Below are 17,815 nucleotides of genomic sequence, written 5' to 3'. Positions count from 1 at the left end.
GGGACTCCGGTCGGGCTCATCGCGGGGCGGACGGGCCCGCCCCGGCCGCAGCCGCCGGGGAGCGGAAGCCCCGGCTATCTATCGGCTGGCCGCGGCGGGCCGAAGCCCGCCGCGATACACAAGCGTATTAGCGCACCACCGTCACGGCGCGGCGGTTCTGCGCCCAGGCATCCTCGTTCGAGCCGAGCGCCGCCGGGCGGTCCTTGCCGTAGGAGATGGTGGAGATCCGGCCGCCGGCGACGCCGCCCGCGGCCAGCGCGTCGCGCGCCGCATTGGCGCGGCGCTGGCCGAGCGCGAGGTTGTACTCGCGCGTGCCGCGCTCGTCGGCATGGCCCTCGACCTGCACGGTCACCGCGGGGTTGGCGCCCATCCAGCTCGCCTGGCGCTGCAGCGTCGGGCGCTGGTCGGCACGGATGGCGCTGCTGTCGTAGTCGAAGAACACGCGGTCGCTGCCGGCCTGGGCGATCAGGTCCTCCTGGCTGCCGGGGCGGATGGTGCTGCCGGTGGTGGCGGCGCCGGTGCCGGTGGCGGCGGTGTCGGTGGAGGACTCGCAGGCGGCGAGCAGCGCGAGCGCCGCAAAGGCGCCAAGCACCCGGGTGGTCTTCATCCCTCTGATCCTTTCGCAGAAGCAGCGCGGAGCCGCTGGAACTCCTTCGCCGCCGTTACAACCCATGATCTAGAGGGTCAAGGCAATCGAACAATTCTCTGTCAATGTGGCGGCCGTGCCATGCACCGCTGCAACCCTGACGGACGCGGATCAGGAGAGCAGCGGCGACCAGGCCGGATCGGAGGCATCGGTCGGGGTGACGATCTGCCGCTCGTTGAAGCCGGCGATGTCGATCGAGGCGAGGCGGGAGGAATAGCCGCCGCCGCGCGCGTCGCGCGCCGGGGTCTCGCGGAAATACATCATGACACGGCCGTTCGGCGCGAAGGTCGGCCCCTCCATGCCCCAGCCCTCCGTCAGGATGCGCTCGCCGGAGCCGTCGGGGCGCATGACGCCGATGGCGAACTGCCCGCCCGCGAGGCGGGTGAAGGCGATCAGGTCGCCGCGCGGCGACCAGACCGGCGTCGCGTAGCGCCCCTTGCCGAAGGAGATGCGGCGGATGCCGCCGCCGCCCGCATCCATGACATAGAGCTGCTGGTCGCCGCCGCGGTCGGAGTTGAAGACGATCTGCGTCCCATCGGGCGAGAAGCAGGGCGAGACGTCGAGCCCGCCGCCCGAGGTGAGCTGCCGCTCCTGCCGCGAGCCGAGATCGACGACGTAGATATTGGCGTCGTTGCCGCGGGTCGCCGAGAGCACCACGCTGCGCCCGTCCGGGCTGAAGCGCGGCGAGAGGGTCATGCCCGGGAAATTGCCCAGCGGCTCCGGCCGCCCGCCCTCGAGATTGTAGAGATAGACCTTCGGCTCGCCGCGGGCATAGGACATGAAGGCGATCTGCTGGCCGTTCGGGTGGTAGCGCGGCGTCAGCGCGGCGAACTGCCCGTCGGTCAGGAAGCGGTTGTTCTCGCCGTCCTGGTCCATGATGGCGAGGCGCCGGGTGCGCCGGTCGCGCGGCCCGCTCTCGGCGATGTAGACGACCTTGGTGTCGAAATAGCCCTTCTCGCCCAGCAGCCGCTCGTAGATCACGTCCGAGATCAGATGCGCGATGCGGCGCCAATTGGCCGCCGGCGCGGTGAAGGCGGTGCCCTGGATCTGCTGCTCCGGCAGCACGTCCCAGAGCCGGAACTCGACCCGCACGCGGTCGCTCGCGGCCTCGACCCTGCCGGTCACCAGCGCCTGCGCGCCGATCACCCGCCAGTCCTGGAAGCGCGGCATGGCGGCGGCGGCCTCCGCCGTCTGGATGAAGGCGGCGCGCTCGACCGGGCGGAACAGGCCGGAATTCTTCAGGTTGTTGATGACCACGCGGGCGATGTCGCGGCCGACGCGCGAGCCTTCGCCCTGCCCGGCGAAATCCGGGATCGCGATCGGGATCGGGTCGGTGCGGGCCTTGGTGATGTCGACGACCGAGCTCTGCGCCAGCGCCGCGGCCGGCAGCCCGGCGACCGCCGGCAATGCGAAGGCCATCCCGCCGAACAGCGTGGCGCGGCGCGAGACGAAGCCAGCCAGCGCCTGGTCCTTCGGGGTCATGCAGAATCTCCTGGGGCGGACGGCGCGCACCATGGCGGGACGCCGCGGCGGGTCAAGCCCGCCGCCATCATCGTCATCGCAGGCCGAGGTCGCGCGGGTTGAAGCGGAACACGGTGTCGCGCAACGCCGCGAGCCGTTCCTTCGGCAGCGGCAGCGGGTTGCATTTCGGGTCGAGCAGCGCCCGCCGCGCCGCCTCGTAGACGGACCGCGCGCGCGGATCGGCGGGCGGCGAGCCGTTCGGCCTGACGTTCCGCACCGTGCCGCCGGCATCCACGTCGACGCGCAACTCGACCACGACGTCGCGGATGCCGAGGCCGCCGCCGTCCACCGACCAGCATTCGCTGATCTTGTCGGCGAGGCCGGCCTTCTCCCCGGCATTCAGCGCCGCAGTGCCGGTCGGCGCGCCGCCGCCCTGCTGCGGGCTGCCGGTTGCCGGGCTCGGCCGGCCGCGCGGCGCCTCGTTCGACGGCCGGCTGGCCTGCAGCCGCTCGAGCGTGTTCAGCACGCTGCGGCTGTCCGCCTGCGGCTTCTGCACCGGCGGCGTCCGGCCCGTGCCGGCCTCCTTCGCCGGCTCCGGCGCGGGCGGCGCGGGCGTCTTCTGCGGCACCGGGTCGGGGCGCGGCGGCGCGGGCGGCGGCGCCGGCGGCTCCGGCTTCGCCTGGGCCTGCTGCTGCGGCGGCTGCGGCGGCTGGCGCGGCGCGGGCGGGGCCGGCGCGGGAGGCGGCGGTGGCGGCAGGGGCAGCGGCGTCGGCGCGGGTTCGGGCGGCGGCTCCGGCCGCGGCTTCGCCTCCGCGACCTGCGGCGGGCGCGGCGGCACCGGCGTCGGCTCGGGCGGCGGCGGGGTCAGCCGCGGCGTCGCCACCTGCGGCGAGGGCGGCGGCGCCGCGGCCGGAGGTGGCGGTGGCGGGGGCGGCGGCGGGCTCGGGATGCTCTCCGTCACCCGCTCGGGCGCCGGCGGCTCGGGCCGCGGCGGCTCCTTCACGCTCGGCGGACCGACGACCGGCGCCGGGCGCTCGCCCTGCGCGACCTGCGGCGCGGCCACGATCTCGACGGCGATCGCCTCCTCCGGCTCCTCCAGCCGCTTCGGCAGGCCGAAGAGCAGGCCGAGCACGAGCAGCGCGACATGCAGCCCGGCCGAGACCAGGCCCCAGAACCGCATCCCCTTCGGTCGCATCCGGCGCCCCCCGACGCCATCCTCGAACCCGCTCTGACCGGCCGAGGCCGGCCGATAGCCCCCGTCGTCAGGCATGCGCCTCGCGCCCCCCGCGCTGCCGGCGCCGCCTCAGCCCCGAGGCGCCTGGGGGCGCTGCGGGGCGGGCTGGACGGGAACCGGCGTGCCGGCCGGGCCGCGCGCCGGGGCGGCGCCGGGGCGCGCGGCGGCCGGGCGGCCGCCGGGCTGCTCGGCCAGCAGGGCCACCTTGCTGAAGCCGCCGGCGCTGATCGTGCCCATCACCTCCATGACGCGGCCATAGGAGATGGCCTTGTCGCCGCGGACGAAGATGCGCCGCTCCGGCGCGCCGGCCGGCTGGCTGCGGGCGATGGCCTGGAGCTGCTCGACCAGGCCCTCCAGCGGCACCTCGGTCTCCTGCAGGAAGATCTTGCCCTCCGGGTTCACCGTGATGGTGATCGGCTCGTTGTCCTGGTTCAGCGCGCTGGCCTGGGTCTTCGGCAGGTCGACCGGCACGCCCACCGTCATCAGCGGCGCCGCGACCATGAAGATGATCAGCAGCACCAGCATGACGTCGACCAGCGGGGTGACGTTGATCTCGGCGAGCGGCCGGTAGCGGCCGCGCCCCTTGCCGGCATTGAGGGAGACGGCCACGGCGCTACTCCGCGACCGGTGCTGCGGTGCGGGCCGGGTCGGCCACCACGCTCTCGGTCTGGCGGGCGAGGATGCCGCCGAACTCGGCCGCGAAGCCCTCGAGCCGCGCGGCGAAGCGGGCGAGGTCGGTGGTGATCTTGTTGTAGGCCAGCACCGCCGGGATGGCGGCAACGAGGCCGATGGCGGTGGCGAAGAGCGCCTCCGCGATGCCGGGCGCGACGACGGCGAGGTTGGTGTTCTGCATGCCGGCGATGGCGGCGAAGGAGTTCATGATGCCCCAGACCGTGCCGAACAGCCCGACGAAGGGGCCGACCGAGCCGACCGAGGCGAGGAAGACCATCCAGCGCTCCAGCCGCTCCATCTCCCGCTGCAGGGTGACGGCCATGGTGCGGTCGATCCGCTCCTTCAGGCCGGTCGCGGCGAGCTCGGAGCCGGCGAGGCGCTGCGCGCCGCGGCGCCATTCCCGCATGGCGGAGACGAAGATGGCCGCCATGGGGTGGGAGGGCGTGTCGCCCTCCTTCCGGTAGAGCTCGTCGAGGCTGCCGCCGGACCAGAAGGCGTCCTCGAAAGCGTCGGCCGCCCGGTTGACGCGGCGGAGGCTGGTCACTTTCTCGAAGACGATCGCCCAGACCCAGACGCTGGCGAGGAGCAGGCCGAGCATCACGAGCTTCACGACCCAGTCGGCCTGCAGGAAGAGTCCCCAGAGCGACAGGTCGTGCATGGCCCCGCCCAGGCTCTCCGTCGTCACGCTGCCACCCACCGCACTGCTCCATCTTCCCTGCGGCGGCCGGCCCCCGCCGGCTGCCTGTCTAGACTGTCGCCCCGGCCCCGGCGGACCTCGCCTCGAGCGCCGAGCGCCAGGGCTCCGGGATCCGCTTCGGCCGCAGGCTGTCGCGGTCGATGCAGGCAAGCTCCACCCGCAGCGCCGCCAGCGGCTCCCCGCCCCCACCTTCGCCCTCCGGTACCATCCGCTGGTCGAGCAGGATGGTCACCCCACGGACGGCAACGACTCGGGTTTCGACCACAACCGCGTCATCGAGCCGGGCGGGGCGCCAATACTCCACTTCGATGCGGCGCACCACGAGTATCGAATGGTGACCTTCCATAAGAGAATGATGCGGCAAACCGATGGCACGCAAGGATTCCGTCCGGGCGCGTTCGGCCCAACGGAGGTAGTTGGCGTGATAGGCCATGCCCCCGGCATCGGTGTCCTCGAAATAGACCCGGAGGGGGTAGCGATGCGCCGGGGCCGCGGGCGGGACCCGCAGCGGCCGGGCCGGGCCGGCGGGCGCCCCGCGGTCGCCGGGCGCCCTCATGGGTCCCCGCCGCCCGACAGCAGGTCGGGCTGGATGGCGAAGCCGGCCGGCGGGCTGAGGCCGAGATGCTGCCAGCCGGGGACGCCGAGCACCCGGCCGCGCGGCGTGCGCAGCACCAGGCCTTCCTGGATCAGGTAGGGCTCGATCACGTCCTCGATCGTGTCGCGCGACTCGGCCAGCGCCGCGGCCAGGGTCTCGACGCCGACCGGCCCGCCATTGTGGTGCACGGCGATGCGGCGGAGGTAGCGGCGGTCCATGGCATCCAGCCCCTTGGCATCCACCTCCAGCCGGTTCAGCGCGCCGTCCACCATGGCGCGGTCGGCCTCGACCGCGGCGACGACGGCGAAGTCCCGGACCCGGCGCAGCAGCCGCCCGGCGATGCGCGGCGTGCCGCGGGAGCGGCGGGCGATCTCCCAGGCGCCGTCCTCCGACAGGTCGAAGCCGAGCTTGAAGGCGCCGCGGGTGACGATGCGGAGCAGTTCCTCCGGCGTGTAGAATTGCAGCCGCAGCGGGATGCCGAAGCGGTCGCGTAGCGGCTGGGCCAGCAGGCCGGAACGCGTGGTGGCGCCGACCAGGGTGAAGGGCGGCAGGTCGATGCGCACGGTGCGCGCCGCCGGCCCCTCCCCGATGATGAGGTCGAGCTGGAAGTCCTCCATGGCGGGATAGAGGGTTTCTTCGAGTGCCGGCTGCAGCCGATGGATTTCATCGACAAACAGGACATCGCGCGGCTGCAGGTTGGTCAGGATCGCCGCGAGGTCGCCGGCGCGCTGCAGGATCGGGCCGCTGGTCGCGCGGAAGCCGACGCCGAGCTCGCGCGCCACGATCTGCGCCAGCGTCGTCTTGCCGAGGCCGGGCGGGCCGTGCAGCAGGACATGGTCCAGCGCCTCCCCCCGGGCGCGCGCGGCCTGGATGAAGACCGCGAGGTTCTCCCGCAGCGCCTGCTGCCCCGTGAAGTCGGCGAGCGTCTGCGGCCGGAGCGTCGCCTCGGCGGCGTCCTCCTCCGTGCGGGCGGGCGTCGTGATGCGGTCGTCGGCCGCCGGCTCGGGCGGCGGCGCGGCCTTGCCCCTGCGGCCGCTCACCGGGCCAGCTCCTTCAGGCTGTCGCGGATCAGGCTCTCGAGCCCGGCGCCGTCGCCGAGGCGCGCCTTGGCGCGGTTCACCGCCGCCTGCGCCTCCGGCCGCTTCCAGCCGAGATTGACCAGCGCCGAGACCGCATCGGCATCGGCGCCGGCCGGCGCGGCCGCGGCGGCCGGGGCGCCCGCGACCGCGATGCCTGAGGCGGGCTGGATGCCGCCGGCCCAGTCCCGCAGCTCGGTCACCAGCCGGTCGGCCAGCCGGGCGCCGACGCCATTCGCCTGCCGCAGCCCGGTGCGGTCCGCGGCGCGCACGGCGGCGGCCAGGTCCTCCGGCCCGAAGGCCGAGAGGATGTCGAGCGCGACCTTGGGCCCGACGCCCTGCACCGAGGTCAGCTTGACGAAGGTGTCCCGCTCCTGCGGGGTGGCGAAGCCGAAGAGGACAATGGCGTCCTGCCGCACATGCGTCTCCACCAGCACCCGCGCGGCGGCGGGCGCGTCGCGCAGCCGGTCGAGCGTCTTGGTCGAGCAGGACAACAGGTAGCCCACGCCGTTCACGTCGAGGATGCAGCCGCCCTCATGGACGCCGTCGAGCCGGCCGGTGAGCTTGCCGATCATGCGGCGCCCCGCCGGCCGGAATGCCCGGATGTCCGGATCGGCGCGCCGCTCATGCCGACACATAGCCTTTGGCGAAGGCCAGCCGCGTGCCGCGGTGATGCGCGTGGCAGATCGCCACCGCCAGCGCATCCGCCGCATCGGCGCGCCGGATGGTGGCACCCGGCAGCAGGCGCCGCACCATGGCCTCGACCTGCGGCTTCTCGGCATGGCCGGTGCCGACCACGGCGCGCTTGACCTCCATCGCCTGATACTCGGCGACCGGGATGCCGGCGAGCGCCGGGGCGAGCAGCACCACGCCGCGGGCCTGGCCGAGCTTCAGCGCCGCGCCGGGGTTCTTGTTGACATAGGTATGCTCGACCGCGGCCTCCTCCGGCCGCCACTGCTCCAGCAGCGCCATCAGCCCGCGGTGCAGGGCGCAGAGCCGCGCGGCCAGCGGCATGTCCGCATCCGTCGAGATCACGCCGTCGCCGAGATGCCGCAGCCGGCTGCCCGCGCTCTCCACCAGGCCCCAGCCAGTGTGCTGCAGGCCCGGGTCCAGGCCCAACAGCCGGACGCCCTGCGTGCCGGTCCGGGTCACGCCCCGAGCCCCGTCCCGCGCGACGCAGGTGCCGGCCAGGCGACCCCGGCCGCGCGCCGCGCCGCCGCAATGCCCCGCGGCCGGACCGGCTGCGTCAGGCGGAGAGCCGCTGCGACACGGCCTCCGAGACCTCGAAATTGGCATAGACGTTCTGCACGTCGTCGCTCTCGTCCAGCCGGTCGAGCAGCTTCAGGATGTCGCGCGCCTTCTCCTCGTCGAGGTCGATGCGGACATTCGGCACCCATTCGATCCTGGCGCTCTCGGGGCTGCCGAACTTCGCCTCCATCGCGTCGCGGACGGCGAAGAAGTCCTCCGGCGCGCAGGTGACCTCGTGGCCGTCCTCGTCCGATTCGACGTCCAGCGCGCCGGCCTCGATCGCCGCCTCCAGCATCTCGTCCGCCTTGTCGGCGAGGCCGGGGAACCAGATCACGCCCTTCCGCTCGAACTGGAAGGAGACGCTGTTGGTCTCGCCGAGCGCGCCCCCGGCCTTGGCGAAGGCGCTGCGGATGTCGCCCGCGGTGCGGTTGCGGTTGTCGGTCAGCGCCTCGACGATGATGGCGACGCCAAAGGGCCCGTAGCCCTCGTAGCGGACCTCCTGGTAGTCCTCGCCCTGGGCGCCCTGCGCCGCGCGCTTGATGGCGCGGTCGATGGTGTCGCGGGTCATGTTGGCGGTCAGCGCCGCCTTGATCGCCGCGCGAAGGCGCGGGTTCATGGCCGGGTCGGGCATGCCCGACTTGGCGGAGACCGTGATCTCGCGGATCAGCTTGGCGAAGGCCTGGGCCTTCTTCGCGCCCTGAGCCGCCTTGCGGTGCATGATGTTCTTGGCGTGCGAGTGGCCCGCCATCGCCTGCGCTCCGGAGTCTTCAGATTGCGGTTGAGGAAGGGCTTATAGCGGCGCGGGGCGACGGGCGCCACCATGGGGCTTGCGGGGCCGGGCCGGGCCGGTCCAGGCTTCGGTTCCATGGACAGCCTCAGCCCCGCCGATCCCTTCGCCGTCACCACCCTGGACCAGCTCGCCGGGATCTACGACCCGCCACGGGAGCTGGTGCTGAAGAAGGTGACGCACCGGCTGGAGCCGAGGACGCTCGCCTTCATCGCCGCTTCCCCCTTCGCCATCCTGGCGACCGTCGGGCCGCAGGGCGTCCATGCCACCCCGCGCGGCGACGCGCCCGGCTTCGTCGCCGCGCTGGACGAGGCGACCCTCGCCCTGCCGGACCGGCGCGGCAACAACCGCCTGGACGCGCTGCGCGACATCATCGCCAACCCGGCCGTCGCGCTGCTCTTCCTGGTGCCCGGCGTGGGGGAGGCGCTGCGGGTGAACGGCACCGCCCGGATCACCGCCGACCCCGCCCTCCGCGCCCGCTTCGCGGTGCAGGGCAAGGAGCCGGCGACGGTCGTGCTGGTGACGGTCGGCGAGATCTACATGCAATGCGCCAAGTCCATCATGCGCTCGAAGCTCTGGGGCGAGCGGGCGCGGCCGGCCGCCGCGCCGAGCATGGGCGAGCTGCTGGCCGCCCATACCGGTGGCTTGGTCGAGCCGGCGAGCTACGACGCCGAGGCGCCGCAGCGGCTGCGCGACACGATGTACTGACGCCCGGGGTACTGACACGCGGGGTACTGACGCGCGGGCCGCACCGGCGCGGCCTTCAGCGCCCGGCGACCCGCGACTGCTCGGACCGGTCCGCCTCCGGCCGCTGCGCCGCCACGGGCGGGCGGGGAAGCGCCCGGCTGCGCCCGGCCTCCCGGCGGCGGTCGCGCTCCTCCTCGGCCATCGCGTCGCGGAGGAGGCCCTCGTAGCTCAGCCCGCAGGCCGCGCCACCCAGCACGGAGGCACCCGGCACGAAAGGCCGGTGACCAAGGCGATCCATGGGCCTTCTCCCCGCTCTGCGAGATGGGAGTGTGCCGAAGAACGCGGCCCAGGTGCGATGAAAAACGCTTGATTGCAGGAAACTGTCAAGGATTGCTCATTGGTTGTGCGAGCGAACCGTCATGCCGCCGGCACGACAGGCAGCGCCTGCGACAGCCGCCCGCCCTGCCGCACCGGCTCGACCCGCGTGGCGAGGCCGGTCGCGTCGTCGGTCTCGACGAAGATGCCGCAGAGCGTCGCCTGCCCCTCGGCCGGCGCCAGCTTCTCGCCCGGCATCTTGCGCCAGAAGCGCAGCGCCGCGGCGCCCTTCTGCATGCCGATCACGCTGTCATAGTCGCCGCACATGCCGGCATCGGTCATATAGGCCGTGCCGCCGGCCAGGATCTGGTGGTCGGCCGTCGGCGCATGGGTATGGGTGCCGACCACCAGGCTGACCAGGCCGTCGAAGCTGTGGCCGAAGGCGGCCTTCTCGGAACTCGCCTCGGCATGCACGTCGATCACCGCCGCCTGGATGGTGCCGCCCGTGCCCATGCGGTGCTTCTGCACCTCCGCCTGGACGGCGCGGAAGGGATCGTCCAGCGGGTCCATGAAGAGCCGGCCCATGACGTTCATGACCAGCGCCCGGCGGCCGCCCGCGACCTCGACCACCGCGGCGCCGCGGCCGGGCGTGCCGGGCGGGAAATTGGCCGGGCGGATGACCCGCGGCTCCTGCTCGAGGAAGGGGATGATCTCCTTGCGGTCCCAGGCATGGTTGCCGAGGGTGATCACATCCGCCCCGGCGGCGAGGAAGGCGCGCGCCATGTCGGGGGCGAGGCCGAAGCCGTGGCTGGCATTCTCGCCGTTCACCACCACCAGGTCGGCCTGCAGCGCCGATTTCAGCCCCGGGAGCCGCCCGGTGACCGCATCGCGCCCGGCACGGCCCACCACATCGCCCAGAAAGAGAATCCGCAATCCGCTCGCTCCACCGCCCGCCGAGGGTCAGCGGGGCTCGCCCTTCGGGATGCCGCGGCGCCCGCGCGCGGCGCGCTCCGCAATGCGGCAGGCGTCGAACGCCCCGGCCCTAGGGTTGTAGAGGGGCGGTCCCGCCAGGTCCATGCCGCCGCCGCGCCGCGGCGGCTCAGCCCGTGCGGATGATGCCCGCCTCGGTGGCGATCGCGTCGAGGCTCCGGTCATCCGGCCCGGCCGGGACCTCCGGCACCTCCTGGCAGGCATAGGCGCAGCCGATCGTGGCGGCACCGGGCAGGCCGGCGAGGGTCCGGTCGTAATAGCCGGCGCCATAGCCCAGGCGGCGGCCCGCCCGGTCGAAGGCGAGCAGCGGCACCAGCAGCCAGTCCGGCCGAAGCGCCTCGCCGGCAGCCGGGTGGCGCGTGCCCATCGGCCCGCGCGCCAGCTCCTCCCCCGGCCGCCAGCGGCGGAAGAGGAGCGGCAGGCCCCGCTTCGGCGTGACCGGCAGGAGGATGGGATGGCCGCGGTCGGCCAGGGCCAGCAGCAGCGGGCGGATGTCGATCTCCTGCCCCATGGGCCAGAAGCCGGCGACCGCCGCGCCTTCGGGCGGCGGCGCGTCCCGCAGGACATGCTCCGCGAGGCGCGCGCCGAGCGCGGGGTCGCAGCCCTCCCGCCGGGCGAGGGCGGCGCGGCGCGCCTCGGCCTTCATCTCCCGCAGGAGGACGTCGCAATAGGGGGAAGAGGAATTGTGCGGAGCCACCATGGCCGTTGGCGTCTCACCCTCCCAAGGCCTGCTAGAGCAGGTGGGCACCAGATACCCGGACCACGATCCGGACAGAGCCAGCTCCCGGAGGATGCTTATTGGCCCCGGGGATGAATTACCTGACGCACCGGGCAGCCCCGCCCCGAGGATATAGGCGCCTGGGCGGACCAAGACCACCCGCGCCGCCGGAAAGACCCGCAGTTTTCCGGCGGTGCATGGGCGCCCGGGCCGGACCCGCCGCTCAGCTCTTGTCGAGCGATTGGGCGAGCCCCTCGATCCGCTCGGCGATGCGGGCCAGGCGGTCGGCGAGTTGCGGATCGGGCTGGGCCGCCGGCGGCGGCGCGACCCCGGCGCGCGCCCGCTGCAACTCCGTCCGCAGGTCGCCGCCCTCGTCGGCCAGCAGCAGGGCCACGTGCAGCAGCATGCGCGATTCGGAGAACTGGCCGCCCATGGCGCGGATCAGCCGCACCTTCTCCTCGATCTGCTGGACCAGGTCGAGGACGTGCTGCTCCTCGCCATCCTTGCAACCGATGGTGTGCTGATAGCCATTGACCCGGACGGTGACCTGACCCACGCCCTACTCCCCTTCCCGCTCGCCGGACCGCAATTCCTCGGCCAGCGCCACGCGCAGGCGGGCGATGGTGGCGTCCAGGCGCTCCGCCATGGCGGCGACCTCGGCCCGCGGGACCATGTCGGCCTCCGCCGGTGCCGGGCGCGGGCGGCTCAGCACGGTCACCAGCATCTCGACGGCGCTCTCCAGCCGAGCCGCCGCCAACGCCACCGGGTCCTTCGCCGCGTCGCTCATGCCGATCCTGAAATTGCCGCCGCCGGCCGCGCTGGACGCGGGATTCCCGGTGTGCTGCAAGCCTTGGCATGGCCATCAGGACGGGTCAACGCCAGCGCGCAGCGACAGCGGACACGCCGGCGGCAGAGGATCCGCCGGCGGTGACGGTGCATGACGCAGCGGGGGCGCGGGTCGCGCTCTCGCTGGCCGGGCCGCGCGGCGTGCTGCTGCTGTCCGCGCCCGGTGCCGCCGGTTATCTCGGCCCGGCCTGGTTCCTTGCCGTCGTCGCCTCGGCGCGGACCGCGCATCCGGGGATCCTGCACATTGCCGTGCTCGATTGCGTCGATGCGCCGGGGCAGGCCCTGGCGGCGCTCCGGGCCGGGCTGCGGGAGGTCGTGCTCGACCCCGCCTGCCCCGGATTCGGCCAGGTCGCCGGCGCCGCGGCGGAGATCGGCGCGCGCGTCCGGCCGGCGCGCCCGCCCTCGCTCGACCTCGGGCCACTTGACCTTGCCAAGCCCGGTGCGCGCGCAAAGGTTGTGGCCTGGCTGGCCGCCGCCGGGTGACAGCCCCGCAACCCCGCGCTACATCGCGCCGACCAGACGCGCCAAGGAAAGGGCACACGCCATGCAGCTCACGCCGAAGGTGAAAGAGATCCTCTCCTGGTACGAGAGCGACAATCCCGGCACCAAGGCGAACCTCGCCCGCATCCTGATGGAAGGGAAGCTGGGCGGGACGGGCCGCATGGTGATCCTGCCGGTGGACCAGGGCTTCGAGCACGGCCCGGCCCGCAGCTTCGCGCCGAACCCGGCCGGCTACGACCCGCGCTACATGTTCGAGCTGGCGCTCGAGGCCGGGCTGAATGCCTATGCCGCGCCGCTCGGCATGATCGAGGCCGCGGCCGCGACCTATGCCGGCTGCATCCCGACCATCCTGAAGGTCAACTCCTCGAACAGCCTGTCCACCACCAAGGACCAGGCGGTGACGGCGACCGTGCAGGATGCGCTGCGGCTCGGCTGCTCGGCCATCGGCTTCACCATCTATCCGGGCTCCGAGTACCAGTTCGAGATGATGGAGGAGCTGCGCGAGCTGGCCGCCGAGGCGAAGGCGGTCGGCCTCGCCGTGGTGGTCTGGAGCTACCCGCGCGGCCCGATGCTGGACAAGGTGGGCGAGACCGCGCTCGACATCTGCGCCTATGCCGCGCACATGGCGGCGCTGATCGGCGCCCACATCATCAAGGTGAAGCCGCCGACGGCCGCCATCTCGCTGGATGCGGCGAAGAAGACCTACGAGAAGAACCCGGTCGAGAACGACGCCGCGGCCCGCTTCAAGCACATCGTCAATGCCTGCTTCGGCGGCCGTCGCCTGGTGGTCTTCTCGGGCGGCGAGGCCAAGGGGATGGACGACATCCTCAACGAGGTGAAGGCGATCCATGCCGGCGGCGGCAACGGCTCCATCATGGGCCGCAACGCCTTCCAGCGGCCGAAGCAGGAGGCGCTGCAGCTCCTCTCCTCGATCATCGAGATCTACAAGACGCCGGCCTGATCGGCCCGATCGGACCCGGGTTGCGGGATGGCCGGCCTTCGTGCCGGCCATTCTCGTCTCCGGCGCTACCGTTCCGGGGCCGGCTGGCGTATACGGCCGACATGGACGTCGCGGCCGTCATCGCCACCCTGCGCGCGCATCGCCCCGAGCTGGAGGCGATGGGCATCGCGCATGCCGGCGTGTTCGGCTCGGTCGCGCGGGGCGAGGCCGGGCCGGGGAGCGATATCGACATCCTGGTGGAGTTCGCGCCGGGACAGCCTGGCGACATCTATGCCTATGTCGGCGTGCAGGAGCAGGTGGCGAGCCTCTTCCCTGGCCGGGTGGATGTCGTGGACCGGGGATCGCTCCGGCCAAGGTTGCGCGGGCATGTCCTGGCCGATCTGATCCATGCCTTCTGATCGTGCGCGCGACGCCCTGCTCGACATACGGGAGAACATCCTCCTGGCGCAGGGCTTCCTCGGCAACCTGACCCCCGAGGGCTTCGCAGCCGACACCCGCACCCGCTACGCGGTAATGCGTTGCCTGGAGATCATCTCGGAGGCCTCGCGGCGGGTCGCGGCCGACATCCGCGACCGGCATCCCGGCATTCCCTGGTCGCGGATCGCGGCGGCGGGCAACGTTTACAGGCATGAATACAAGTCGATACGCGATGACCTGGTACTCGACACCGTGCACAGGGCCCTGCCCCGGCTGCTGGAGGCCGTCGAGGTGGAACTGAGCCGGCTGGCCTGAACGCTGGAGCCGGCCGCGTCACAACCGATCCTCGGCCTGCCGACCGCCCGGCTGCGCCACCCGAATCACTGGGAGCGCACCTTGCTCACCGCGGTCCTCATTGCCGAGGCCTCTCGCGCCGGCGTCGGCCGCCAGATCCGGCATATCCGCCAGGCCTGGACCTAGCGGAGCGACGACACCGGCGATGCCCGGTGCAGCGCGCCATCGCAGCGGCCTCCGTCTCGCCGGACGTCACCCAGGGACCGCCGCCTGCGCCGGCTGAGCGGCTGAAGGGCCTGCCCCATGGCCGAGACCGACCGGCGCCTGGCGCCGGCCGGGTCGGCAGTCCGAGCGGGGCGCTTCCCAAACCGCCCGCGCCGCGTCATCTGAGCCGGCATGGACGACCCTTGCCGCCTCTACCTCATCACCCCGCCCGTCCTCCCGCCCGGTTTTTCCGAGTCGCTTGCCGCGGCGCTGGATGCTGGCGACGTCGCCTGCCTGCAGCTCCGGCTGAAGGACGCGCCGCGGGACGAGGTGAAGCGCGCCGTCGAGCAGCTCATGCCCATCGCCCAGGCGCGCGGCGTCGCCTTCCTGCTGAACGACGACGCCATCCTGGCGGCCGAGCTCGGCTGCGACGGCGCGCATCTCGGCCAGCAGGACGGCGACCATGCCGGGGCGCGGATGCTGCTCCCGGGCCGCATCCTCGGCATTACCTGCCATGACAGCCGGCACCTGGCGATGGTGGCGGGCGAGATGGGGGCCGACTACGTCGCCTTCGGCGCCTTCTTCCCGACCAGCACCAAGGAGGCGAAGCACCGCGCCACCACGGACCTGTTGGAATGGTGGTCGGAGATGTTCGAGATCCCCTGCGTCGCCATCGGCGGGATCACCGCGGCCAATTGCGCGCCGCTGGTGCAGGCCGGCGCGGATTTCCTGGCCGTGGTCGGCGCGGTCTGGAACCATCCGGAGGGGCCGGCGGCCGGCCTGCGGGCGATGAACGCGGCAATCGCGGCGGCCGGCTGATGCGCTCCCCCGCCCTGGTGCCGGAGCTTGCGGTGCGGGACCTCGCCGCCAGCCTTCGCTTCTGGTGCGGACCGTGCGGCTTCGCGGTGCTCTACGACCGGCCGGAGCAGGGCTTCGCCTGCCTGGAGCGCGAGGGCGGCGCGCGGGTGATGCTGGACCAGCTCGGCACCGACCGGGACTGGGTCACCGCGCCGCTCGAGCCACCGCTCGGGCGGGGGATCAACCTCGAGATCGCGGTCACCGACATCGCCCCGATCCTGGCGGCGCTGGCCGAGGCGGGCTGGCCGCTCTTCCTCGGGCCCGAGACGAAGGCATACCGGGTCGGCGATTCCAGCGTCACCGTCCGGCAATTCCTGGTGCAGGATCCGGACGGCTACCTGCTGCGGTTCTCGCAGGCGCTGGAGGGACCCGATGCAGCTTGAATTCGAGACCTGCGACGTCTTCACCGAGGCACGCTTCGGCGGCAACCCGCTGGCCGTCGTGCATGGCGGGGAGGGGCTGGACGGCGCCGCCATGCAGCGCGTGGCGCGGGAGTTCAACCTCTCCGAGACGGTCTTCGTGCTGCCGGCCGAGGCCGCGGGCGCGGTAGCGCGCATCCGCATCTTCACGCCGGGCGCGGAGATCCCCTTCGCCGGGCACCCGAATGTCGGCACGGCTGTCATGCTGGCGCGGCGGTTCGGCGTGACGGGGGACAGCCTGGCGCTGGACCAGGCGGCGGGGCGCGTGGTGGCGCGGCTGTCGCGGGACGCGGCAGGGCTGGTGGTCACGGCGGAGATCGAGGCGCCACTGCCCTTCGCCACCACGGCCCATCCGGCCGCGGAGGCGGTGGCCGAGTGCCTCGGGCTGCCGGCCTCGGCGGTGCTGACCACGACCCATGCGCCGGTGATCGGCGGCTGCGGCAACAGCATGGCCTTCGCCGAACTGGCGGACCTTTCGGCACTGGCGGCGGCGACGCCCGATATCGCGGGTTTCCGCCGGCACCTGCCGGCCTCCGCCTGCGTCGGCATCCATCTTCATGTCGCGCTGCCGGATGGCCGCCGGCGCGCCCGGATGTTCGGGCCGCTGGTCGGGGTGCCGGAGGACCCGGCGACCGGCAGCGCCAATGTCGGCCTGGCCGGGCTGCTGCTGCACGCCTCCGGCGGCGAGCGCCTGGCCTTCGAGGTGGAGCAGGGCATCGAGATGGGCCGTCCCTCCCGCCTCGCGCTCCGCGCCTGGCGCGATGGTTCGGGCGCGATCCGCGCCGCGGTCGGCGGCGGAGTCGTTGCCGTCTCCGAAGGCCGGATCACGGTGACCTAGACGGACTCAGGCCGGGGTCCGGGGGGTCGCTCGACCCCCCGGCGGGGGCGCGGGGGCAGCGCCCCCGCCGGGCATCACGTCCTGGAGGCAACGGCGGCGCGAGGGCGAAAGGACAAGGGATGGACGAACTCGGCTTCCACCGGGTGCTGCACCGGCCGGGCACGCTGCTCGATGTCGGCGCGCATGACGGGCTCTTCACCCTGCCCTTCGCCGCCCTGCCCGGCAGCCGGGTGCTGGCCTTCGAGCCGCTGCCGGCCGCCTTCGCCCGCCTGCGCGCCGCGGCCGGCGCGCTGCCCAATGTCGAACTGCGCGCCGAGGCGCTCGGCGATCAGGACGGCGAGGTGACGCTGACGCTCCCGGTGCTGGACGGCGTGCCGCAGGAGCAATGGGCGAGCACCGCCAAGGGCTATGCCGGGCTCGATGCCCGCGTGGCGGAGCAGCGCCATAGCGTGCCGCTCCGCCGGCTGGACGGCTTCGGCCTCAAGGACCTGACGGCCGTGAAGCTCGATGCCGAGGGCGCGGAGTACGAGGTGCTGCGCGGCGCGCGGGAGACCCTGCTGCGCTGCCGCCCGATCCTCTCGATCGAGATCGAGGAGCGGCACCGGGAGGGCTCGACCTGGGCGGTGCCGGCCTATCTCGACGCGCTCGGCTACGAGGCCTTCTGGGAGTTCTGGGGGGAGTGGCGGCCGATGGCGGGCTTCGACCGCGGGGCGATGCAGCGCGCGAGCCCGAATCCGGCGGTCTTCGAGGCCTCCGACCCCTATGTCTTCGTCTTCTACTTCCTGCCGCGGGAGGAAGCGCCGGCGATGCTGGCCGCGCTCCGCGCCGCCGAGGGCCGCTGAACCCCGCCCCTGCCCCGCCGTTTGCCCCCGACGAACGGAGGCACGGCATGGTCAGCAACGTCCATAGCGAACACGCGGAGATCCAGGGCCAGATGCCGGTGGTGGGCAGCGACGGCCGCCCGGTCGGCACGGTGGACCATCTCGACGGCGAGTTCATCAAGCTCACCCGCAGCGACGACGCCTCGGGCGGGCGGCATCGCTGGCTGCCGCTGACATTGGTCGCGGGGCTGGATGGCGGCCAGGTGCGCCTCTCCGTCCCCGCGGCGCAGGCCCAGGAGGCGGCGCTCGACGAGGACGAGGCGCAGCGGCGCATGACCCTCGATCCCGACGGGCGCCACGAGTTCGGCCAGCCCGACGACGGCGGCGGGCCGCATGGCAGCCGGGCGCATGCGCATGGCGGCGGCAAGGGCCAGCGGCAGCACGGCCAGAGCGGCTCGGTCAGCGGCAACCAGTCGGAGCCGCCGGGCCAGACCAGCTTCGGCGTGAACACGCAGCGGCTGAAGTAGAGC

25 protein-coding genes and 1 other RNA gene are annotated in these 17,815 nt (G+C 73.3%); 10 read left to right on the top strand and 16 right to left on the bottom strand.

The window, feature by feature from the left end:
• Positions 1–127: 127 nt before the first annotated feature.
• From pal to Q7A36_RS05460, 10 genes are all read right to left on the bottom strand, one after another.
• Positions 128–607: a peptidoglycan-associated lipoprotein Pal gene (gene pal / locus Q7A36_RS05505; RefSeq protein ID WP_305102664.1), complete on the bottom strand. Its 480-nt coding sequence runs from the start codon at positions 605–607 to the stop codon at positions 128–130.
• A gap of 150 nt (positions 608–757) precedes the next feature.
• Positions 758–2,161, bottom strand: a complete 1,404-nt coding sequence (tolB, locus tag Q7A36_RS05500; protein WP_456306776.1) for a Tol-Pal system beta propeller repeat protein TolB — start codon at positions 2,159–2,161, stop codon at positions 758–760.
• Positions 2,162–2,201: 40 nt separating this feature from the next.
• Entirely contained in the window at positions 2,202–3,287 is a 1,086-nt protein-coding gene (locus tag Q7A36_RS05495; RefSeq protein ID WP_305102663.1) for a hypothetical protein, read from the bottom strand.
• A gap of 123 nt (positions 3,288–3,410) precedes the next feature.
• Positions 3,411–3,950, bottom strand: coding sequence for a protein TolR (gene tolR, locus Q7A36_RS05490; protein ID WP_305102662.1), 540 nt, complete (start codon positions 3,948–3,950; stop codon positions 3,411–3,413).
• A gap of 4 nt (positions 3,951–3,954) precedes the next feature.
• Positions 3,955–4,671, bottom strand: a complete 717-nt coding sequence (gene tolQ / locus Q7A36_RS05485; protein ID WP_305102843.1) for a protein TolQ — start codon at positions 4,669–4,671, stop codon at positions 3,955–3,957.
• Between the two features lie 88 nt (positions 4,672–4,759).
• Positions 4,760–5,266 (bottom strand): YbgC/FadM family acyl-CoA thioesterase, encoded by a 507-nt coding sequence (locus tag Q7A36_RS05480; protein WP_305102661.1) that lies wholly within the window; start codon positions 5,264–5,266, stop codon positions 4,760–4,762.
• Positions 5,263–6,288: a Holliday junction branch migration DNA helicase RuvB gene (ruvB, locus tag Q7A36_RS05475; RefSeq protein ID WP_305102842.1), complete on the bottom strand. Its 1,026-nt coding sequence runs from the start codon at positions 6,286–6,288 to the stop codon at positions 5,263–5,265. The genes Q7A36_RS05480 and ruvB overlap by 4 nt, the downstream gene beginning before the upstream one ends.
• A 53-nt stretch (positions 6,289–6,341) precedes the next feature.
• Positions 6,342–6,956: a Holliday junction branch migration protein RuvA gene (gene ruvA, locus Q7A36_RS05470; RefSeq protein WP_305102660.1), complete on the bottom strand. Its 615-nt coding sequence runs from the start codon at positions 6,954–6,956 to the stop codon at positions 6,342–6,344.
• 49 nt (positions 6,957–7,005) lie between these two features.
• The gene (gene ruvC / locus Q7A36_RS05465) at positions 7,006–7,533 is read right to left on the bottom strand and encodes a crossover junction endodeoxyribonuclease RuvC (RefSeq protein WP_305102659.1); all 528 of its coding nucleotides are present in this window, start codon (positions 7,531–7,533) and stop codon (positions 7,006–7,008) included.
• A 94-nt stretch (positions 7,534–7,627) separates the two neighbouring features.
• Positions 7,628–8,377, bottom strand: a complete 750-nt coding sequence (locus Q7A36_RS05460) for a YebC/PmpR family DNA-binding transcriptional regulator (protein WP_305102658.1) — start codon at positions 8,375–8,377, stop codon at positions 7,628–7,630.
• Positions 8,378–8,494: 117 nt separating this feature from the next.
• Here Q7A36_RS05460 and Q7A36_RS05455 point away from each other — a divergent pair, with 117 nt between their 5' ends.
• Positions 8,495–9,124 carry a pyridoxamine 5'-phosphate oxidase family protein gene (locus Q7A36_RS05455; RefSeq protein ID WP_305102657.1) on the top strand — a complete coding sequence of 210 codons (630 nt, stop codon included), beginning with the start codon at positions 8,495–8,497 and terminating at the stop codon, positions 9,122–9,124.
• Between the two features lie 55 nt (positions 9,125–9,179).
• Here the strand turns inward: Q7A36_RS05455 and Q7A36_RS05450 are convergent, their stop codons facing one another.
• The 6 genes from Q7A36_RS05450 to Q7A36_RS05425 all read right to left on the bottom strand — a co-directional run bounded on the left by Q7A36_RS05450 (position 9,180) and on the right by Q7A36_RS05425 (position 11,913).
• Positions 9,180–9,401, bottom strand: a complete 222-nt coding sequence (locus Q7A36_RS05450; protein ID WP_305102656.1) for a hypothetical protein — start codon at positions 9,399–9,401, stop codon at positions 9,180–9,182.
• Between the two features lie 119 nt (positions 9,402–9,520).
• A complete protein-coding gene (locus tag Q7A36_RS05445) occupies positions 9,521–10,351 on the bottom strand; it encodes a TIGR00282 family metallophosphoesterase (protein WP_305102655.1) in 831 nt (276 codons plus the stop codon).
• Between the two features lie 166 nt (positions 10,352–10,517).
• Positions 10,518–11,108: a 5-formyltetrahydrofolate cyclo-ligase gene (locus tag Q7A36_RS05440; RefSeq protein ID WP_305102654.1), complete on the bottom strand. Its 591-nt coding sequence runs from the start codon at positions 11,106–11,108 to the stop codon at positions 10,518–10,520.
• A non-coding RNA gene (ssrS, locus tag Q7A36_RS05435) (6S RNA) lies at positions 11,095–11,249 on the bottom strand. Before ssrS ends, Q7A36_RS05440 begins: the two co-directional genes overlap by 14 nt.
• A 100-nt stretch (positions 11,250–11,349) precedes the next feature.
• On the bottom strand, positions 11,350–11,682 hold the full coding sequence (locus Q7A36_RS05430; RefSeq protein WP_305102653.1) for a cell division protein ZapA: 333 nt from the start codon (positions 11,680–11,682) through the stop codon (positions 11,350–11,352).
• Between the two features lie 3 nt (positions 11,683–11,685).
• Complete coding sequence (locus tag Q7A36_RS05425; protein ID WP_305102652.1) at positions 11,686–11,913, bottom strand: hypothetical protein; 228 nt, start codon at positions 11,911–11,913, stop codon at positions 11,686–11,688.
• Between the two features lie 140 nt (positions 11,914–12,053).
• Here Q7A36_RS05425 and Q7A36_RS05420 point away from each other — a divergent pair, with 140 nt between their 5' ends.
• The 9 genes from Q7A36_RS05420 to Q7A36_RS05380 all read left to right on the top strand — a co-directional run bounded on the left by Q7A36_RS05420 (position 12,054) and on the right by Q7A36_RS05380 (position 17,812).
• Complete coding sequence (locus Q7A36_RS05420; RefSeq protein WP_305102651.1) at positions 12,054–12,455, top strand: hypothetical protein; 402 nt, start codon at positions 12,054–12,056, stop codon at positions 12,453–12,455.
• Positions 12,456–12,516: 61 nt separating this feature from the next.
• Entirely contained in the window at positions 12,517–13,434 is a 918-nt protein-coding gene (locus tag Q7A36_RS05415) for a class I fructose-bisphosphate aldolase (protein ID WP_305102650.1), read from the top strand.
• Between the two features lie 101 nt (positions 13,435–13,535).
• A complete protein-coding gene (locus Q7A36_RS05410; protein WP_305102649.1) occupies positions 13,536–13,832 on the top strand; it encodes a nucleotidyltransferase family protein in 297 nt (98 codons plus the stop codon).
• Entirely contained in the window at positions 13,822–14,166 is a 345-nt protein-coding gene (locus Q7A36_RS05405) for a HepT-like ribonuclease domain-containing protein (RefSeq protein ID WP_305102648.1), read from the top strand. Before Q7A36_RS05410 ends, Q7A36_RS05405 begins: the two co-directional genes overlap by 11 nt.
• A 375-nt stretch (positions 14,167–14,541) precedes the next feature.
• The gene (gene thiE / locus Q7A36_RS05400; RefSeq protein ID WP_305102647.1) at positions 14,542–15,168 is read left to right on the top strand and encodes a thiamine phosphate synthase; all 627 of its coding nucleotides are present in this window, start codon (positions 14,542–14,544) and stop codon (positions 15,166–15,168) included.
• Positions 15,168–15,590 carry a bleomycin resistance protein gene (locus Q7A36_RS05395; RefSeq protein WP_305102646.1) on the top strand — a complete coding sequence of 141 codons (423 nt, stop codon included), beginning with the start codon at positions 15,168–15,170 and terminating at the stop codon, positions 15,588–15,590. Before thiE ends, Q7A36_RS05395 begins: the two co-directional genes overlap by 1 nt.
• Positions 15,580–16,464 carry a PhzF family phenazine biosynthesis protein gene (locus Q7A36_RS05390; protein ID WP_305102645.1) on the top strand — a complete coding sequence of 295 codons (885 nt, stop codon included), beginning with the start codon at positions 15,580–15,582 and terminating at the stop codon, positions 16,462–16,464. The genes Q7A36_RS05395 and Q7A36_RS05390 overlap by 11 nt, the downstream gene beginning before the upstream one ends.
• Positions 16,465–16,583: 119 nt before the next feature.
• Complete coding sequence (locus Q7A36_RS05385; protein ID WP_305102644.1) at positions 16,584–17,306, top strand: FkbM family methyltransferase; 723 nt, start codon at positions 16,584–16,586, stop codon at positions 17,304–17,306.
• Between the two features lie 47 nt (positions 17,307–17,353).
• Positions 17,354–17,812, top strand: coding sequence for a DUF2171 domain-containing protein (locus tag Q7A36_RS05380; RefSeq protein WP_305102643.1), 459 nt, complete (start codon positions 17,354–17,356; stop codon positions 17,810–17,812).
• Positions 17,813–17,815: the final 3 nt, after the last annotated feature.

This window comes from Paracraurococcus lichenis, from assembly GCF_030657435.1.
Taxonomy (GTDB): Bacteria; Pseudomonadota; Alphaproteobacteria; order Acetobacterales; family Acetobacteraceae; genus Paracraurococcus; species Paracraurococcus lichenis.
The sequence above is the reverse complement of the archived record's forward strand: the minus strand, read 5'-3'. Positions and strand labels throughout refer to the sequence as shown.

Bases quoted from the DNA above. Each gene is read 5' to 3' on its own strand.
- pal (WP_305102664.1), bottom strand. From the start codon at position 607: ATGAAGACCACCCGGGTGCTTGGCGCCTTTGCGGCGCTCGCGCTGCTC.
- tolB (WP_456306776.1), bottom strand. From the start codon at position 2,161: ATGGTGCGCGCCGTCCGCCCCAGGAGATTCTGCATGACCCCGAAGGAC.
- Q7A36_RS05495 (WP_305102663.1), bottom strand. From the start codon at position 3,287: ATGCGGTTCTGGGGCCTGGTCTCGGCCGGGCTGCATGTCGCGCTGCTC.
- tolQ (WP_305102843.1), bottom strand. From the start codon at position 4,671: ATGCACGACCTGTCGCTCTGGGGACTCTTCCTGCAGGCCGACTGGGTC.
- Q7A36_RS05480 (WP_305102661.1), bottom strand. From the start codon at position 5,266: ATGAGGGCGCCCGGCGACCGCGGGGCGCCCGCCGGCCCGGCCCGGCCG.
- ruvA (WP_305102660.1), bottom strand. From the start codon at position 6,956: ATGATCGGCAAGCTCACCGGCCGGCTCGACGGCGTCCATGAGGGCGGC.
- Q7A36_RS05460 (WP_305102658.1), bottom strand. From the start codon at position 8,377: ATGGCGGGCCACTCGCACGCCAAGAACATCATGCACCGCAAGGCGGCT.
- Q7A36_RS05455 (WP_305102657.1), top strand. From the start codon at position 8,495: ATGGACAGCCTCAGCCCCGCCGATCCCTTCGCCGTCACCACCCTGGAC.
- Q7A36_RS05450 (WP_305102656.1), bottom strand. From the start codon at position 9,401: ATGGATCGCCTTGGTCACCGGCCTTTCGTGCCGGGTGCCTCCGTGCTG.
- Q7A36_RS05440 (WP_305102654.1), bottom strand. From the start codon at position 11,108: ATGGTGGCTCCGCACAATTCCTCTTCCCCCTATTGCGACGTCCTCCTG.
- Q7A36_RS05425 (WP_305102652.1), bottom strand. From the start codon at position 11,913: ATGAGCGACGCGGCGAAGGACCCGGTGGCGTTGGCGGCGGCTCGGCTG.
- Q7A36_RS05415 (WP_305102650.1), top strand. From the start codon at position 12,517: ATGCAGCTCACGCCGAAGGTGAAAGAGATCCTCTCCTGGTACGAGAGC.
- Q7A36_RS05410 (WP_305102649.1), top strand. From the start codon at position 13,536: ATGGACGTCGCGGCCGTCATCGCCACCCTGCGCGCGCATCGCCCCGAG.
- Q7A36_RS05405 (WP_305102648.1), top strand. From the start codon at position 13,822: ATGCCTTCTGATCGTGCGCGCGACGCCCTGCTCGACATACGGGAGAAC.
- thiE (WP_305102647.1), top strand. From the start codon at position 14,542: ATGGACGACCCTTGCCGCCTCTACCTCATCACCCCGCCCGTCCTCCCG.
- Q7A36_RS05395 (WP_305102646.1), top strand. From the start codon at position 15,168: ATGCGCTCCCCCGCCCTGGTGCCGGAGCTTGCGGTGCGGGACCTCGCC.
- Q7A36_RS05390 (WP_305102645.1), top strand. From the start codon at position 15,580: ATGCAGCTTGAATTCGAGACCTGCGACGTCTTCACCGAGGCACGCTTC.
- Q7A36_RS05385 (WP_305102644.1), top strand. From the start codon at position 16,584: ATGGACGAACTCGGCTTCCACCGGGTGCTGCACCGGCCGGGCACGCTG.
- Q7A36_RS05380 (WP_305102643.1), top strand. From the start codon at position 17,354: ATGGTCAGCAACGTCCATAGCGAACACGCGGAGATCCAGGGCCAGATG.